General features: G+C 71.2%; 14 protein-coding genes. 8 read left to right on the forward strand and 6 right to left on the reverse strand.

Annotated features, from left to right (window positions below):
- Nucleotides 1-385: 385 nt before the first annotated feature.
- Complete coding sequence (locus tag OG568_RS10970) at nucleotides 386-1,429, forward strand: zinc-dependent alcohol dehydrogenase (RefSeq protein WP_329531318.1); 1,044 nt, start codon at nucleotides 386-388, stop codon at nucleotides 1,427-1,429.
- A gap of 100 nt (nucleotides 1,430-1,529) precedes the next feature.
- Here OG568_RS10970 and OG568_RS10975 read toward each other — a convergent pair whose 3' ends face one another.
- Nucleotides 1,530-2,519 (reverse strand): hypothetical protein, encoded by a 990-nt coding sequence (locus tag OG568_RS10975; protein ID WP_329531319.1) that lies wholly within the window; start codon nucleotides 2,517-2,519, stop codon nucleotides 1,530-1,532.
- Complete coding sequence (locus OG568_RS10980; protein WP_329531320.1) at nucleotides 2,516-3,430, reverse strand: helix-turn-helix domain-containing protein; 915 nt, start codon at nucleotides 3,428-3,430, stop codon at nucleotides 2,516-2,518. The genes OG568_RS10975 and OG568_RS10980 overlap by 4 nt, the downstream gene beginning before the upstream one ends.
- 244 nt (nucleotides 3,431-3,674) lie before the next feature.
- On the opposite strand from OG568_RS10980, the gene OG568_RS10985 reads away from it, so the two are divergent.
- On the forward strand, nucleotides 3,675-4,877 hold the full coding sequence (locus tag OG568_RS10985; protein ID WP_329531321.1) for a CaiB/BaiF CoA transferase family protein: 1,203 nt from the start codon (nucleotides 3,675-3,677) through the stop codon (nucleotides 4,875-4,877).
- A gap of 164 nt (nucleotides 4,878-5,041) precedes the next feature.
- Here OG568_RS10985 and OG568_RS10990 read toward each other — a convergent pair whose 3' ends face one another.
- Nucleotides 5,042-5,623 (reverse strand): dienelactone hydrolase family protein, encoded by a 582-nt coding sequence (locus tag OG568_RS10990; RefSeq protein WP_329531322.1) that lies wholly within the window; start codon nucleotides 5,621-5,623, stop codon nucleotides 5,042-5,044.
- Between the two features lie 50 nt (nucleotides 5,624-5,673).
- On the opposite strand from OG568_RS10990, the gene OG568_RS10995 reads away from it, so the two are divergent.
- From OG568_RS10995 to OG568_RS11005, 3 genes are all read left to right on the forward strand, one after another.
- Nucleotides 5,674-5,847 carry a hypothetical protein gene (locus OG568_RS10995; RefSeq protein WP_329531323.1) on the forward strand — a complete coding sequence of 58 codons (174 nt, stop codon included), beginning with the start codon at nucleotides 5,674-5,676 and terminating at the stop codon, nucleotides 5,845-5,847.
- Between the two features lie 84 nt (nucleotides 5,848-5,931).
- Nucleotides 5,932-7,014 (forward strand): beta-ketoacyl-ACP synthase III, encoded by a 1,083-nt coding sequence (locus OG568_RS11000; protein ID WP_329531324.1) that lies wholly within the window; start codon nucleotides 5,932-5,934, stop codon nucleotides 7,012-7,014.
- 154 nt (nucleotides 7,015-7,168) lie between these two features.
- Nucleotides 7,169-7,522, forward strand: a complete 354-nt coding sequence (locus OG568_RS11005) for an SCO4225 family membrane protein (protein ID WP_329531325.1) — start codon at nucleotides 7,169-7,171, stop codon at nucleotides 7,520-7,522.
- Between the two features lie 23 nt (nucleotides 7,523-7,545).
- Here OG568_RS11005 and OG568_RS11010 read toward each other — a convergent pair whose 3' ends face one another.
- Nucleotides 7,546-8,115, reverse strand: coding sequence for a TetR/AcrR family transcriptional regulator (locus tag OG568_RS11010; RefSeq protein ID WP_329531326.1), 570 nt, complete (start codon nucleotides 8,113-8,115; stop codon nucleotides 7,546-7,548).
- A 158-nt stretch (nucleotides 8,116-8,273) separates the two neighbouring features.
- On the opposite strand from OG568_RS11010, the gene OG568_RS11015 reads away from it, so the two are divergent.
- Both OG568_RS11015 and OG568_RS11020 read left to right on the forward strand, forming a co-directional pair.
- Nucleotides 8,274-9,131, forward strand: a complete 858-nt coding sequence (locus tag OG568_RS11015; protein WP_266591573.1) for an AAA family ATPase — start codon at nucleotides 8,274-8,276, stop codon at nucleotides 9,129-9,131.
- On the forward strand, nucleotides 9,128-10,510 hold the full coding sequence (locus OG568_RS11020; protein WP_329531327.1) for a VWA domain-containing protein: 1,383 nt from the start codon (nucleotides 9,128-9,130) through the stop codon (nucleotides 10,508-10,510). Before OG568_RS11015 ends, OG568_RS11020 begins: the two co-directional genes overlap by 4 nt.
- Before the next feature lie 67 nt (nucleotides 10,511-10,577).
- Here OG568_RS11020 and OG568_RS11025 read toward each other — a convergent pair whose 3' ends face one another.
- Together OG568_RS11025 and OG568_RS11030 are read right to left on the reverse strand one after the other, a co-directional pair.
- Nucleotides 10,578-11,279, reverse strand: coding sequence for an SDR family oxidoreductase (locus OG568_RS11025; protein WP_329531328.1), 702 nt, complete (start codon nucleotides 11,277-11,279; stop codon nucleotides 10,578-10,580).
- Between the two features lie 197 nt (nucleotides 11,280-11,476).
- On the reverse strand, nucleotides 11,477-13,012 hold the full coding sequence (locus OG568_RS11030) for an MFS transporter (RefSeq protein ID WP_443077609.1): 1,536 nt from the start codon (nucleotides 13,010-13,012) through the stop codon (nucleotides 11,477-11,479).
- 154 nt (nucleotides 13,013-13,166) lie between these two features.
- Here OG568_RS11030 and OG568_RS11035 point away from each other — a divergent pair, with 154 nt between their 5' ends.
- Nucleotides 13,167-13,643, forward strand: a complete 477-nt coding sequence (locus OG568_RS11035) for a MarR family winged helix-turn-helix transcriptional regulator (protein ID WP_329531329.1) — start codon at nucleotides 13,167-13,169, stop codon at nucleotides 13,641-13,643.
- Nucleotides 13,644-13,649: the final 6 nt, after the last annotated feature.

A 13,649-nucleotide genomic window follows, 5' to 3' on the forward strand; every position in this document is an offset into this window, starting at 1 on the left:
ATTGCCTGAGTCAAGTAACTTAGCAACCACTTGCTTGACTCAAGTACTTCACATATGCTTGCCTGACTCAAGTAAGCCGGTAGCCGGCACACAGACCGGGGCCTCCTCGAGCGGAGGCGGCCTCGCCACGCCGAACCCGTGGGGACGGGGGACGGCGCGGTCCCGGGCCCGGCGGCCGGTTCACTCCCTCCGTCCGCCGCCGGGCCCGAGGGCACCGACGCGCGTCATCTCTCCCCTGTCCACCGAGGTCGGCCGTCCACCGCGCGTACCGAGCGAAGGAGCACGGCTTGAGCGGCACCGGCCCTGAAGGGCTCGGCGTCATCCACGGCTCGTCCGAGCCAGAAGCAAGCAACCGCCGCAGCGTATTGAGAAAGTGAATCCCTCCATGGCCACCATGAAGTCCGTACAGACCGGCCCCGTCGACGCCATCGACGTCGTCGAGGTCGAGCGCCCCGTCCCCGGTCCCAAGGACATCCTCATGCGCATCCGTGCCTGCGGCATCTGTGGAACCGACACCTTCTTCCTCCACATCGGCGGCGCTCCTTTCGGCCCCGACGGCTCCATGGTCTCCATCCCCCTCGGTCACGAGCCCGCGGGTGAGATCGTCGAGGTCGGCGCCGAGGTCGAGGGCCTGAAGGTGGGTGACCGAGTGGTGGTCAACCCCCAGGACGCCCCCTCCGGCATCATCGGCTGCGGCGGCAGGTTCGGCGGGCTCAGTGAGTACCTCCTCATCGAGAACGCCGAGGCCGGCAAGAGCGTCGCCGTCTTCCCCGGGTCCGTTCCCTTCGACGTCGCCGCCCTCAACGAGCCCATGGCCGTCGCCCGCCACTGCGTCAACCGGTCCGAGGCCAAGCCCACCGACAAGGTCGTGATCTTCGGCGCCGGGCCGATCGGGCTCGGCGCGGCGATCTGGCTGAAGCTGCGGGGCGTGCGGCACGTCACGGTCGCCGACGTCATCCCCGAGCGCCTGGAGACCGCGCTCGCCATCGGTGCGGATGCAGTCATCGACTCCGCCGAGGAGAACGTGACCGAGCGGCTGACCGAGCTGCACGGGCAGGCCGCGAACGCGCTCGGCCAGCCCCGTCCCGACACCGACATCTACATCGACGCGGCCGGTGTCGCCGCCGTCATCAACACCACGGTCGAGTCGGCGAAGTGGGGGGCCAGGCTGGTCATGGTGGCCGTACAGAAGAAGTCCGACGCGATCGATCTCGGCGGGATGCTCCGCAGTGAGCTGACCCTCATCGCCTCGCAGGGCTACCCCACCGAGATCTTCGAGGTCACCCCCGAACTCATCGAGCACCACGAGCGCTTCGCCAAGCTCATCAGCCACCGTGTTCCCTTCGATGACGCCAAGCACGCGTTCGAGCTCGCGTTGACGCCGGGTGCGGCGGAGAAGGTGGTCGTGACCTTCGACGACGAGCGGTAGTCGGTCCGTCGGGTGCGGGTGCGTGGGGGCTGGTCGCGCGGTTCCCCGCGCCCCTCAAAGATCCCGGGGCGCGGGCGCGTTGCCCGGTGAACCGGACGGGCTACCTCCGACTCCTTCCGATCGACGCGGGGGCCAGCAGGAGGTTGGGGTCGGTGGCCGTGCTGTAGGCGGCGCTGAGGACGTAGAGCGTGCCGCGGCGCAGCGCGAGCGAGGTCGGGTTCTGCAGGCCGTCGGCGGCGGTGAGTACCGTCGACGAGGTGCCGTCTCGCCGGATGCGTACGACCGTGTCGGGGCCGTTGAGCGCGGCCAGGATCTCGTCGCCGCGGCCGGTGAAGGCGAAGTCGTCTATACCGGTGAGACCCGTCGCCCGGATCCGGACGGGCCCGGGCCCGCCGTCGCGGCCGAACGGGATACGCAGCACGGTGCCCCGGTCGAGGTTGGTCGCCCACAGCGCGTTGTCGTGGATCTTCAGACCGTTGACGCCGAGGAAGCCGGTCGAGGAGAGGTCGGGGGCGGCGGACCAGGTGACCGGTTCGCCGCCGGTGGAACCCTTCGTGGAGACGGTGTAGATCTTTCCCAGTACGGAGTCGGCGATGTAGAGCCTGCCTCGGTGTTCGTCCAGCACCAGTCCGTTGGGCAGGCCGTCCGCGGGCAGGGCGGCGATGCGCTGTGGGGTGCCGCCCGGGCGCAGCCGCCACAGGCCGGTCAGGTCCGAAGTGCCGGTGGCGTAGAGGAAGTACAGCGTGCCGTCGTGGGCCCGGGCTATGCCGGTGGTCAGGGCGAAGCCGAGGACCGGGGTGTGCACCCCGCCGTCGGCGGGCGCCGGCAGGGTCGCCAGGACACGGGTCACGCCCGCCGTGCTGACGGAGGCCACCTGCCGGGCGGCCGCGAAGGTGACGTCGGCCGTGCCGTCGGGCTCCAGCGCGATGTTCTCCGGCATCTGCCCCCGGGCCAGGTCGAAGTGAGCGGCGATACGGGGCTTCGCGAGCGGCCCGGTGGCCGCCACCACGGGGGACGCGGTGAGGGCGGTCACGGCCGTCATCGCGGCGGCCGTGACCGTGTAGGCAAGTGCGGTCAGTTTCTTTCTCATGTGTCCTTCGCCGTTTCCTTCACTGTTTGCTTCGCGATGGTCTTCCGGCGCCCGGCGGACGGTCCGGGCGCCGCCGTGCTGTGGGTGAGGAGGGTCATGGCGGCCCGTGACGGTGAGTCGGCCTCGGTGGTCGCGACGACGACGTTCTGCCCCTGTTCGGTGTGCAGCGTCTGCTGGGTGACGTCCATGGCGCCCACCAGCGGATGCCGCATCTTGTGGACCGCGACGTCACTGGTCTTGACCCGGTGGTCGGCCCACATCGCCGCGAACTCGGCGTTGTTGACGGTCAGTTCACCGACGAGCGAGGCGAGTCCCGGATCGTCGGGGTACTGGCCGGACGCCAGGCGCAACGTGCCCACGACGGCTCTGGCCTTGGCCGGCCAGTCCGCGTACAGATCGCGTGTGTGGGCGTCGAGGAACACCAGCCGGGCCAGGTTGGGTCGTTCACCCGGCCGGTCCGGGGCGTCCGGGTCGAGGTGTCCGGCGTACAGCGCGTGCCCGGCGCGGTTCCACGCCAGTACGTCGCCGTACCGGCCCGTCACCACCACGGGCACCTCCGAGAGCACGCCCAGGAGTTGGGCGACCGCGGGTGAGACGCGTTCCGGCGCCGGGCGGCGCGTTCGGGTCCGGCGCCGGGCTCCGGCGGACAGCTCCCGCAGGTGGCGCCCTTCGGCCTCGCTCAGCCGCAGTGCCTGGGCGATCGCGTCCAGGACGTCCGGGGAGGCCTGGGACTGCCCCTGCTCCAGCCGCGCGTAGTACGACTCGCTCACCCCGGCGAGCCGGGCCAGTTCCTCGCGCCGCAGCCCCGGCACGCGACGGCGTTCCCCGTACGTCACCACGCCGAGGTCTTCGGGCCGCACCTGCGAGCGGCGCGCCCGCAGAAACTCACCCAGCTGTCGTTTTCCGTCCATGCGCCGAGTATTGGGCTCCCCCGCGAGGACCAACCACACCCTGATCGGGATACCCGGCGCCGAAGAGGCGCCGTGCGCCACGCTCGCGGACGAGGAGACGGACGTTCGGCGAGGGGGTGGCGGCAGCGGCTCCGAGCAGGTCGGTCGCGCTCTCCAGGAGGCCCGCCGAGGTCTCCATGAGCGACCATGATGGCATCACGGCCGCGTCGCCGCGGCCTCCCGGCCAGCCTCTGGAGGTCGCCCCATGACCGAGCTCTCCGAAGTGCTTCCGCTCTCCGGCATCACCGTCGTCAGTGTCGAGCAGGCGGTGGCGGCGCCCTACGCCACCCGTCAGCTGGCCGACCTCGGCGCCCGGGTGATCAAGGTGGAACGCCCGGGAGGCGGCGACTTCGCCCGTCGCTACGACACCACCGTGCACGGCGAGTCCAGCTACTTCGTATGGCTCAACCGCTCCAAGGAGTCCCTGACCCTGGACCTGAAGTCGGCCCGGGGCCGGGACATCCTGGAGCAACTGCTCGCCGGTGCCGACGTCTTCGTACAGAACCTCGCGCCGGGAGCGGCCACCCGGCTCGGGCTGGACGCCCCGGCGCTGCAGGGGCGGTATCCGTCCCTGATCCCCTGCACCGTCTCCGGATACGGGACCAGCGGGCCCTGGGCCGACCGCAAGGCGTACGACCTGCTCGTGCAGTGCCAGACGGGACTGGTCTCCCTGACGGGGAACGAGCACGGGTCCGCCCGGGCCGGGGTGTCGGTCGCCGACATCGCGGCCGGGATGTACGCCTACTCGGGGATCCTCACCGCCCTGTTCACGCGCGCCACCACGGGAGTCGCCCGCGCGGTGGAGGTGTCGCTGTTCGAGGCGCTGGCGGAGTGGATGGGCCAGCCCGCGTACTACACGCGTCACGGCGGCACCCAGCCGCCGCGGCTCGGCACGCAGCACGCCACCATCGCCCCCTACGGTGCCTACCCCGCGGCCGACGGCAAGGACGTGCTCTTCTCCATCCAGAACGAGCGCGAATGGGCCGCGCTGTGCGAGCGGTTCCTGGAGCGCCCGGACCTCGTCGACGACCCGCGTTTCGCCACCGGCTCGGACCGCGTGGCCCACCGGGAGGAGCTGAACGCGATCGTGGCCGAGCGGTTTCGCGTGCTGGACAGCCAGGAGGCGATGAGACTGCTGGACGCGGCGGGCATCGCCAACTCCGGCGTCAACACCGTCGAGGAGTTCCTCACCCACCCCGTGCTCGAGCAGCGCGACCGCTGGCAGGACGTACGGCTGCCCGGCGGCGCGGGGCCCGTGCCCGCGCTGCTGCCGCCCGTCGACCTGGCCGGGGTCACTCCCCGTATGGACGCCGTTCCCGCCGTGGGCGAGCACACCGACGCGATCCTGACCGCACTGGGACACAGCGCGGCCGACATCGACGCCCTCCGGGCCGACGGCGTCGTCTGAACCCCCGGCCCGACGCCTCCCCCCTGATCGAGCGGATGAAGAAGCCCGGGATCTTCGGGCTCGCCGTCCCCGAGGGCCACCGCGTCCGCGCGCGCAGACGCGGTCCGGGGGACGCCGAGCCGTGGACCGAGCTGTGTCGCCGCCATGGGCGGCCCGTGCGGCCCCTACTCGATGCCGTCGAGGAAGCCGAGGACGCGCCGGGTGAGCAGGGTGGCGGCGTGTTCGTCGTACGACGGCAGGCCGTTGTCGGCGAACAGGTGCTGCTTGCCGGGGTAGAGGAACAGTTCGGCGGCGTCGGGGGCCGACTCGACGAGGGCGCGGGCCGCGTCGAGGTCGCCCTCGTCGACGAAGTACTCGTCCGCGTCCATGCCGTGGATCTGGACCGGCACCTCCTGCGGCCAGCCGCCGCCGAACTCCGAGGTCGGGACGCAGGAGTGGAACAGCAGCGCGCCCTTCGCGCCGGCCCGGGTCTGGGCGAGGTCCTGCGCCGGCAGGACGCCCAGCGAGAACCCGGCGTACACGAGTTCGGCGGGCAGCTCGGCCGCGGCGGCCCGTCCGCGCTCGACGAGGGTGCCGAACCCGATGCCCTGGGCGTGCGCGACGCCCTCTTCCAGGTTCTCGAAGACCCGCCCTTCGTACAGATCCGGGACGTGGACGGCGTGCCCCGCTTCCCTGAGCGACTCGGCGAACGCGTGCATACCGGACGTCAGTCCCTGCGCGTGGTGGAACAGCAGTACTTCAGCCATGTCGGCCCCCTCCGTCGGCGCGCAGCCCAGGTGACTCCGCGGGGCCGAGTATGGACCGAGGCACTGACATCGCCCGGCGGTCGCCGCGCGGCGCCGCCAAACACCTCGTCCGGTGGGCGCGTGTGGTGTGCGACGGGCGCCCGGAGGGAGGCATTCCGTACTTCGTCCATCGGATGCGTGGCACGACGGCGGCGTGCTTCTTCGCCGAAGCGCACGCCCCCTGAGCGCACTTGTCCCTGTTGATCCATAACCGGTTAGGTGAACACCATGCTGCTGACCGGCAGTTGACGCGTGGAGAGGTGGTTGTGATGTCAGCTGCTGTGGTCTGTGGGATCGGCACGTGTCTGCCGGAGCGTGTCGTCGGCAATGACGACCTGGCGGCCCGGCTGGACACCTCGGACCTCTGGATCCGTTCCCGGACCGGCATCGCGCGGCGACGGATCGTGGAGCCGGGCACCAGCACAGGCGATCTCGCGGTGGCCGCCGGCCGGGCCGCGCTGGACTCCGCGGGGCACGGCGCCGACTTCGTGCTGCTGGCGACGACGACCCCGGACCGCCCCTGTCCGGCGACCGCGCCCGAGGTGGCACACCGCCTGGGGCTCGGCGAGGTACCGGCGATGGACGTGTCGGCGGTGTGCTCGGGATTCGTGTACGCGGTCGCGGTGGCGAGATCCCTGATGGCGTCCGGGACCTGCGCCCGCCCGCTCGTGATCGGTGCCGAGGTGTACACGTCGATCATCGACCCGCTGGACCGGGACACCGCCGTGATCTTCGGCGACGGCGCCGGGGCGGTCCTGCTGCGCGAGGGCGGGGCCACGGAGCCGGGAGCGCTGCGCGCCGTCGACCTCGGCAGTGACGGCTCGGGCGGCGAGCTGATCACGGTGGCCGCGGGCGGCTCCCGTCACCCCCGTGCCGACGGCGAACTCCCGCGCTCACAACGGTACTTCCGGATGCAGGGCCGTACGGTGTACCGGCACGCGGTGCACCGGATGACCGCCTCCTCGCGGCTCGTGCTGGAGCGGGCCGGCTGGTCGCCCCAGTCGGTGCGTGCCTTCGTCGGTCACCAGGCCAACCAGCGGATCCTCGACGCCGTCGGCGACCGGCTGGGCATCGGCACCCCGCACCGCTTCGGGAACATCGCGGAGGTCGGCAACACCGCTGCCGCCTCCATCCCCCTCGCCCTCGCGGACACAGCCGCACGTGACCTCGTGCGACCTGGCGAGCGCAGCCTGCTCACCGCCTTCGGCGGTGGCCTGACCTGGGGTTCCATCGCCCTGTCCTGGCCTGCCGCGGTGCCGGTCCACCGGCCCCTCCCGGTCCCCGCCGCACGCCGGCCGACCGCGGTCCCGGCTCCCTCGCCGGTACCCTGTCAGAACCGGCGGCAGCCGTGACACCCATATGCCGCCTGAGTGGATCAGTCGTATCGGATGAGTAGTCGTACTCATGCCCGCTCGCGGACACAGCCGCCATCGTGATGTCAACGCCCCTCCGGCAGTCTCGCGGAGAGGGGGACCGCACCACCGGCTTCATCCGACGGAGGACGTCATGAACATCTCTCGCCGCATACGTACCGCGCTCATCCGGGCCACGGACAACTGGCTCTCCCGTGTCTACCTGGCCGCCGTCACCGGCGCGACCTGCTACTTCCTCTTCGACGCGCTCTTCGTCGACCACCCCGACGCCTCCATGGCCGCCGTGGTGCCCTGGCTGCTGACCGCCCCGCTGAGCCTGCTGTACACCCTCCTGCCCGACGGCACCCTCTCCGGCACGAGCACCGGCCTGTTCACCGCGCTCTACCTCGTGGGGATCGCCCTCGCCGCCCTCGCGAACGCCGCCTTCATGGGCCACGTCGTCCACAGGCTCCGCCAGCCGTTCCCCGGCACCGCGCCCGGCGCCTGAAGCCGACGCCCGGAGGGTCCCGCCTACTTCACCCCGCCCGCATCCAGCAGCGCCGTCACCGTCGTCGTGGTCAGCCCTTCCAGCGTCTCGATCCCGGCACCGGCCCGGGCGCTCGCGCCGTCGAAGACCAACATCAACTGCCGGGCGAGAAACTCGGGATCACGCGCACCACCCAGCTCGGCCTGCGCTCGGAACACCTCTTTCATACGGTCCTTCGCGCCGCCCGCGACCACCGACGCCGGGTGCCCGGGGTCCTTGAGTTCGACGAGCGCGGCGAGGAACAGACAGCCGCGGTACTCGGGCCGGACCGAGGCCGCCTCCACCCGCTCGAAGATTCCCAGGATGCGCTCGCGCGGCGTCCCGGCATCCTCCGGATCCGGCGCGAGCTGCTTCTCGTACTGCGGAATCCGCCGTTCCAGGCTCGCCGCGATGACCTCGTCCTTGCTCTCGAAGAGCTGGTACATCGACCGCTTCGAGACACCGGCCGACCGGCACAGCGCCTCGATGCCGACGGATACGCCCTCGCGATAGACGAGGTCGGCCGCCGCGTCCAGCAGCCGATCCCTCGTGGACGCCTTGTCTGTAGTGGCCATGAGGGCAGGTTACCGCGCGGGACGAGACAAGGAAACCGATCGGTCTCCCCAGGCCGCGTGGGCGCAATCACACGTGACACAGCGACTGAACAAGCGCTTGGATAGTGACGTTCGGACCGTGTGTCCCACCCCGCCGTGCCGCGCTGGAGGCCCCGTTGCTGTTCACATCCGTCGACGATGTCTCCGCGCGTCTCGCCGAGACCGGCTATCTGGCCTCGCCCGCGGTCGCGACCACGGTCTTCCTGGCCGACCGCCTGGGCAAGCCGCTGCTGGTGGAGGGCCCCGCCGGGGTCGGCAAGACCGAACTCGCCAAGGCCGTCGCCGAGGTGGCCGGGGCGCGACTGGTCCGCCTGCAGTGCTACGAGGGCGTGGACGAGTCCCGGGCGCTCTACGAGTGGAACCACGCCAAGCAGCTGCTGCGCATCAGCGCGGGCCGCGACGAGACGTGGGACGAGGCGCGCACGGACATCTTCAGCGAGGAGTTCCTGCTGCCGCGCCCCCTGCTGACCGCCATCCGCGGCGACGATCCCAAGGTGCTGCTGATCGACGAGACCGACAAGGCCGACGTCGAGGTGGAGGGGCTGTTGCTGGAAGTGCTGAGCGACTTCCAGGTCACCGTCCCGGAGCTCGGCACGATCACCGCGACCAGCCGCCCGTTCGTGGTCCTCACCTCCAACGCGAGCCGTGAGCTGTCCGAGGCACTGCGCCGCCGCTGCCTCTTCCTCCACATCGGCTTCCCGGAGGAGGAGTTGGAGCGTCGCATCGTACGGCTGAAGGTGCCGGGTCTGGACGCGGCGCTGACGGCGTCGGTGGTGCGGGTGGTCGGCGCGCTGCGCGAGATGGACCTGCGGAAGGTCCCCTCCGTCGCCGAGACGATCGACTGGGCCCGCACCCTGCTCGCGCTCGGGGCCGACACCCTCGACGCGGCCGTCGTGCGCGACAGCCTCGGTGTCCTCCTCAAGCACCAGGACGACATCCTCAAGGCGGCCGCCAAGCTCGACCTGGACGCCATGTGAACGCGCCGACGGGCGTCGCCGAGCGGCTGACGGGACTGGTCGGCGCGTTGCGCGCGCACGGCGTGCGGATCGGCACCGGTGAGACGGTGGACGCCGCGCAGGCGGTGGAGGCGCTCGGCCTGGCCGACCGGGATCGGCTGCGCGAGGGCCTCGCCGCCACGCTGCTGCACAGCACGGGGCAGCGCCGGGTGTTCGACCCCGTCTTCGACCTGTACTTCCCGCGTCTCGTCGGGGCGCCGGGGTCCGACGGGCGGGAGAGCGACGCTCCCGCCGCCGACCGGGAGGAGCTGCGCGACCGGCTCGCGGCCGCGCTCGCCGCGGGCGACCGGGAGATGCTGGAGCGGCTGGCGATCGAGGCGGTGGACGGCTTCGGGGGCTACGGCTCCTCGCCGGGGTCGGACGGCTGGTCGTCCTACCAGACACTCGACCGGCTCCGCCCGCAGACGCTGATGGCGCGCGCCCGTGACAGCGTCCGGGCGCGGCAGGACGGAGCGGCGGGGTTCGCCGACCGGTTGCTGGAGGACGAGATCCGGCGGCACATCGAGATGTTCCGCGCGCTGGTCGCCACGGAGGCGCGGCGCCGGGTCGCCGAGCGGCGCGGCCGGGACGCGATGGCGCGGCGGGCGGTGGCCCCGACCGCCGACCGGGTCGACTTCCTGTTCGCCGGGCGGGACCGGCTCGCCGAGCTGCGCAGGACGGTCCAGCCGCTCGCGCGCAAGCTGGCCACCCGGCTCGCCGCACGCCGTCGCCGGGCCGCGCGCGGCACCATCGACCTGCGGCGGACCCTGCGCGGCTCGCTGTCCACGGGCGGGGTGCCGATGCGGCCGGTACTGCGCAGGCGCCGCCCCGTCCGGCCCGAACTGGTGCTGCTGTGCGATGTGTCGGGCTCGGTGGCGGGCTTTTCCGACTTCACGATGTTGTTGGTGCAGGCGCTGCACGACCAGTTCAGCAAGGTACGGGTGTTCGCCTTCGTCAACCGGATCGACGAGGTGACCGGGCTGCTCGTGCACGGTGCGGCCGATCCGGAGGGGCTGGGTGCCCGGATCCGCTCGGAGGCGACGCTGACGGGCTGGCACGACAGCAGCGACTACGGCGCCGCGTTCGGCGAGTTCGCCGAGCGGTATGTCGACGCGGTGGGGCCGCGCTCGACCGTGTTCGTCCTCGGCGACGCCCGTACGAACATGGGGGACCCGAATCTGCCGGCCGTCCGGCGGTTGTCCGAACGGGCCCGCCGTGTGTACTGGCTGAACCCCGAGCCGCTCTCCCAGTGGGGCACGGGCGACTCGGCGGCGCCCGAGTACGCCGGGCTCGTCGAGATGCACGAGTGCCGCAACGTACGGCAGCTCAGCGAGCTGATCGGCCGCCTGCTGCCGGTCTGACCGCCGGGTGACGGGAGCGATCTCCCCATCGCCCCATCGCCCCGTCTCCGCGCCTCCCCCTTCTCCCCTACGCGACCAGCTGCGGGTACATCGCGCCCAGGTCCTCGGACAGCTGGGCCTTGACGTGCCGGGAGAGGTCGTCGGCCAGCACCTCGAAGGCACCGGACTGGATGCCGTCGAGGGCCTGGGCCGCGACGCTCTCGGGCGACGACTTCGGCCCGTCCACGTGCGCGGCCATGTCGGTGTCGACGTAGCCGACATGCAGGCCGGTGACGTCGATGCCGCGCGGCTTCAGATCGAGGCGCAGGGAGTTGGTCTGCGACCAGAAGGCCGCCTTGGAGGCGCTGTAGGAGCCCAGGAGCCCGATCCACGACAGCACCGAGTGGACGTTGAGGATGTGGCCGCCGCCGTTGCGCTCGATGATCGGCACGAAGGCGCGCGTGACGAGGAGCGGGCCGAAGAAGTTCGTCTCGAACTCACGGCGGACGTCCTCGACGGGCGAGTCCAGGAAGTTCGCGTTCACGGACGCGCCCGCGTTGTTGATCAGGACGGTGACGTCCTGCGCGCGCTCGGCGGCCGCGGCGACGGACGCGGGGTCGCTCACTTCCAGCGCCAGCGGCACCGCGTCGGGGTGCGTGACGGTCCGGGGGTCGCGTGCGGTGGCGTACACCTTCGACGCGCCGCGCTCGTAGAGGGCCTGCACCAGCGACCGGCCGATACCGCGGCTGCCGCCGGTGACCAGGGCGACCGAACCTTCGATGGATGTCATGAGAACTCCCGAAGCCAAAGGAAACCGATCGGTTTCCGTTCATTCGAAGAGTAAACCGATCGGTTTCCAAGGGCAAGGCGGGGGCGCGGTGAGACGGGGCACGGCGGGCCAAGGAGCGGACACGAAAACGGCTCGCCCCGACGGACGGGGCGAGCCGTTACCTGCGTACCAAGGGCGAGCCGTTGCCCGCGCACCGATCAGGACGAGGTGCCCGCCGTCTCCACGACGGCCTCGTCCGCCGCGGCGCCGCCGGTGGTGGCGGCATCGTCGGTGGTGGCGGCCTTCTTCTCGACCGTGTACTCCTGCGCCGCACCCCGGGTCAGACCGACCAGCGCCACGGCCACGATCAGCACGCACGCGACCCCGGCGATCGCGAAGCTCAGGGTGAACTGGCTCTCGGCGGGCAGCGCGGGCACACCGGCCGGCAGATGCTGGATGGACTTGGACGCGAGCAGCGAGGTGATCACGGCGCTGGCGATGGCGCTGCCGACGGATCGGGAGATGGAGTTGAGGCCGTTGGCGATGCCGGTCTGGTGGTGCGGCACGCTCGCCACGATGAGCGCGGGCATGGCGGCGTAGCCGAAGCTGATGGCGACGCCGATCAGCAGGCCCGCCAGGATGACCGACGCCGAGGTGTCGTGCGCCAGGGTCAGCCACACGAAGCCGGCGACGCCGAACGCCGCGCCCACGGCGAGGGTGAACCGCGCCCCGATCCGCCCGACGAGGATCCCGCCGAACTGTGCGGCGAGCAGTGAGATCAGCGTGGTCGGCAGCAGGTACTCGACGGAGGCGCGCAGCACCGAGGCGCCGAATCCGTACCCGGTGAGCCCCTTGGGCATCTGCGCCAGGTACGCGACACCGATGAACTGGGAGAACATCGCGAAGCCGAGGAAGAGGCCGGCGAGGTTCGTGAAGAGCACCGGACGGTGGGCGAACATCCCCATGTCCACCATCGGCGCGCGGACCTTGCGCTCGACCAGGACCCAGACGGCCGCCATGACGACCGCGGCGACGAACAGGCCGATGGTGCGGGCGGAGGACCAGCCCCACTCGTGTCCCTGCGAGATCGGCAGCAGGAGCAGGACGAGGAGCGCGGCGAGCGTCCCCGCGCCGAGCCAGTCGGTACGGCCGCCGGTCGTCGAGCGTGCGGAGGGGACGCGCAGGACGACGCCGACCAGGGCGAGGGTCGCGAGCACCACGGCGAGCCAGAACACCCGGTGGTAGTCGGGGTCCGAGCCCCGAGTGAGCAGTCCGGCCGCCACCAGGGCGAGTCCGCTGCCGACCGCGAGCGTGCCGCTCACCAGCGCCATCGCGCCGTGCAGCTTCGCCGGAGGTATCTCCTCGCGCAGGACCGAGAGGGCGAGCGGGAAGATCGCGGTGGCCGCGCCCTGGAGCACCCGGCCGACGATCAGCCACAGCAGCGAGGTGGTGGTGGCCGCCAGGACCGAACCGGCGATCATCAGCAGCAGAACCCCGATCAACGTGGGCTTCTTGCCGTGCATGTCGCCGAACCGGCCGAGCAGCGGGGTGAAGACCGCGGCGGACAGCAGGGTCGCGGTGGTGACCCAGCTGACGTTGGCGGTGGTGGTACCGAGGTCGCTCTGGATGATGCTCAGGATCGGCACGACGAGGGTCTGCATCATCGAGACGATCATGGCCGCGAGGCCGAGAACCAGGACAAGCGAGAGGTCGCCGGTGGGGCGCCCGGGCGCCACGCGATCAGTGGGTGTCACGGTCTCTTCCGTAGGTCGAACGAGGGCGATGGACTACTGGACGGAAACTTGAAGTCGCAAAGCTGTAGAGCATAGAAGTTTGAGGTCCTCAAGTAACTCGATAGAGGTAAGCATCGAAGATTGAGGTAGTCAAGTTTCGGGTTACGCTGGCTCCATGTCCGCGACACCTGGAACGAGCCGCTCCACCGAGGCGTCCGACGCCGGCCCCCTCGCCGTCTCCAACGTCATGCTCCTCGACACCCTGTGGGCGTCGATGGTCAGCCTCTACGCGGATCTCACCAGCTCCGCCGCCGCACACGGCCTCACCTACAGTCAGGCCAAGGCGCTCAACGTGCTGCGCCAGGGCCCGGCCCCGATGCGGGCCCTGGCGGGCATACTGCGCTGCGACGCCTCGAACATAACGGGGATCGTCGATCGGCTGGAGGCACGCGGCCTCGTCTACCGCGAGCCCAGCCCCACCGACCGCCGCGTCAAGAACGTCGTCCTCTCGGAGGACGGGGCGGCCGCCGTGTCGAGCATCCGTGACGGCATGCACGGCACGCACCAGGCCCTCGACTCACTCAGCGACACCGAACGGGCCACCCTCGAAGGCCTGCTCTCACGCCTGTTCGTCGCCCAGGACAGGCCCTAGGGCAGC

Origin of the sequence: Streptomyces sp. NBC_01450 (assembly GCF_036227505.1) — a bacterium.
Lineage (GTDB): Bacteria > Actinomycetota > Actinomycetes > Streptomycetales > Streptomycetaceae > Streptomyces.

What these genes read in the sequence shown, in the direction of transcription:
- OG568_RS10995 (WP_329531323.1), top strand. Translation starts at nt 5,674, where the DNA reads ATGGACCGAGGCACTGACATCGCCCGGCGGTCGCCGCGCGGCGCCGCC.
- OG568_RS11000 (WP_329531324.1), top strand. Translation starts at nt 5,932, where the DNA reads ATGTCAGCTGCTGTGGTCTGTGGGATCGGCACGTGTCTGCCGGAGCGT.
- OG568_RS10970 (WP_329531318.1), top strand. Translation starts at nt 386, where the DNA reads ATGGCCACCATGAAGTCCGTACAGACCGGCCCCGTCGACGCCATCGAC.
- OG568_RS11010 (WP_329531326.1), bottom strand. Translation starts at nt 8,115, where the DNA reads ATGGCCACTACAGACAAGGCGTCCACGAGGGATCGGCTGCTGGACGCG.
- OG568_RS10975 (WP_329531319.1), bottom strand. Translation starts at nt 2,519, where the DNA reads ATGAGAAAGAAACTGACCGCACTTGCCTACACGGTCACGGCCGCCGCG.
- OG568_RS11035 (WP_329531329.1), top strand. Translation starts at nt 13,167, where the DNA reads ATGTCCGCGACACCTGGAACGAGCCGCTCCACCGAGGCGTCCGACGCC.
- OG568_RS10985 (WP_329531321.1), top strand. Translation starts at nt 3,675, where the DNA reads ATGACCGAGCTCTCCGAAGTGCTTCCGCTCTCCGGCATCACCGTCGTC.
- OG568_RS11025 (WP_329531328.1), bottom strand. Translation starts at nt 11,279, where the DNA reads ATGACATCCATCGAAGGTTCGGTCGCCCTGGTCACCGGCGGCAGCCGC.
- OG568_RS10980 (WP_329531320.1), bottom strand. Translation starts at nt 3,430, where the DNA reads ATGGACGGAAAACGACAGCTGGGTGAGTTTCTGCGGGCGCGCCGCTCG.
- OG568_RS10990 (WP_329531322.1), bottom strand. Translation starts at nt 5,623, where the DNA reads ATGGCTGAAGTACTGCTGTTCCACCACGCGCAGGGACTGACGTCCGGT.
- OG568_RS11005 (WP_329531325.1), top strand. Translation starts at nt 7,169, where the DNA reads ATGAACATCTCTCGCCGCATACGTACCGCGCTCATCCGGGCCACGGAC.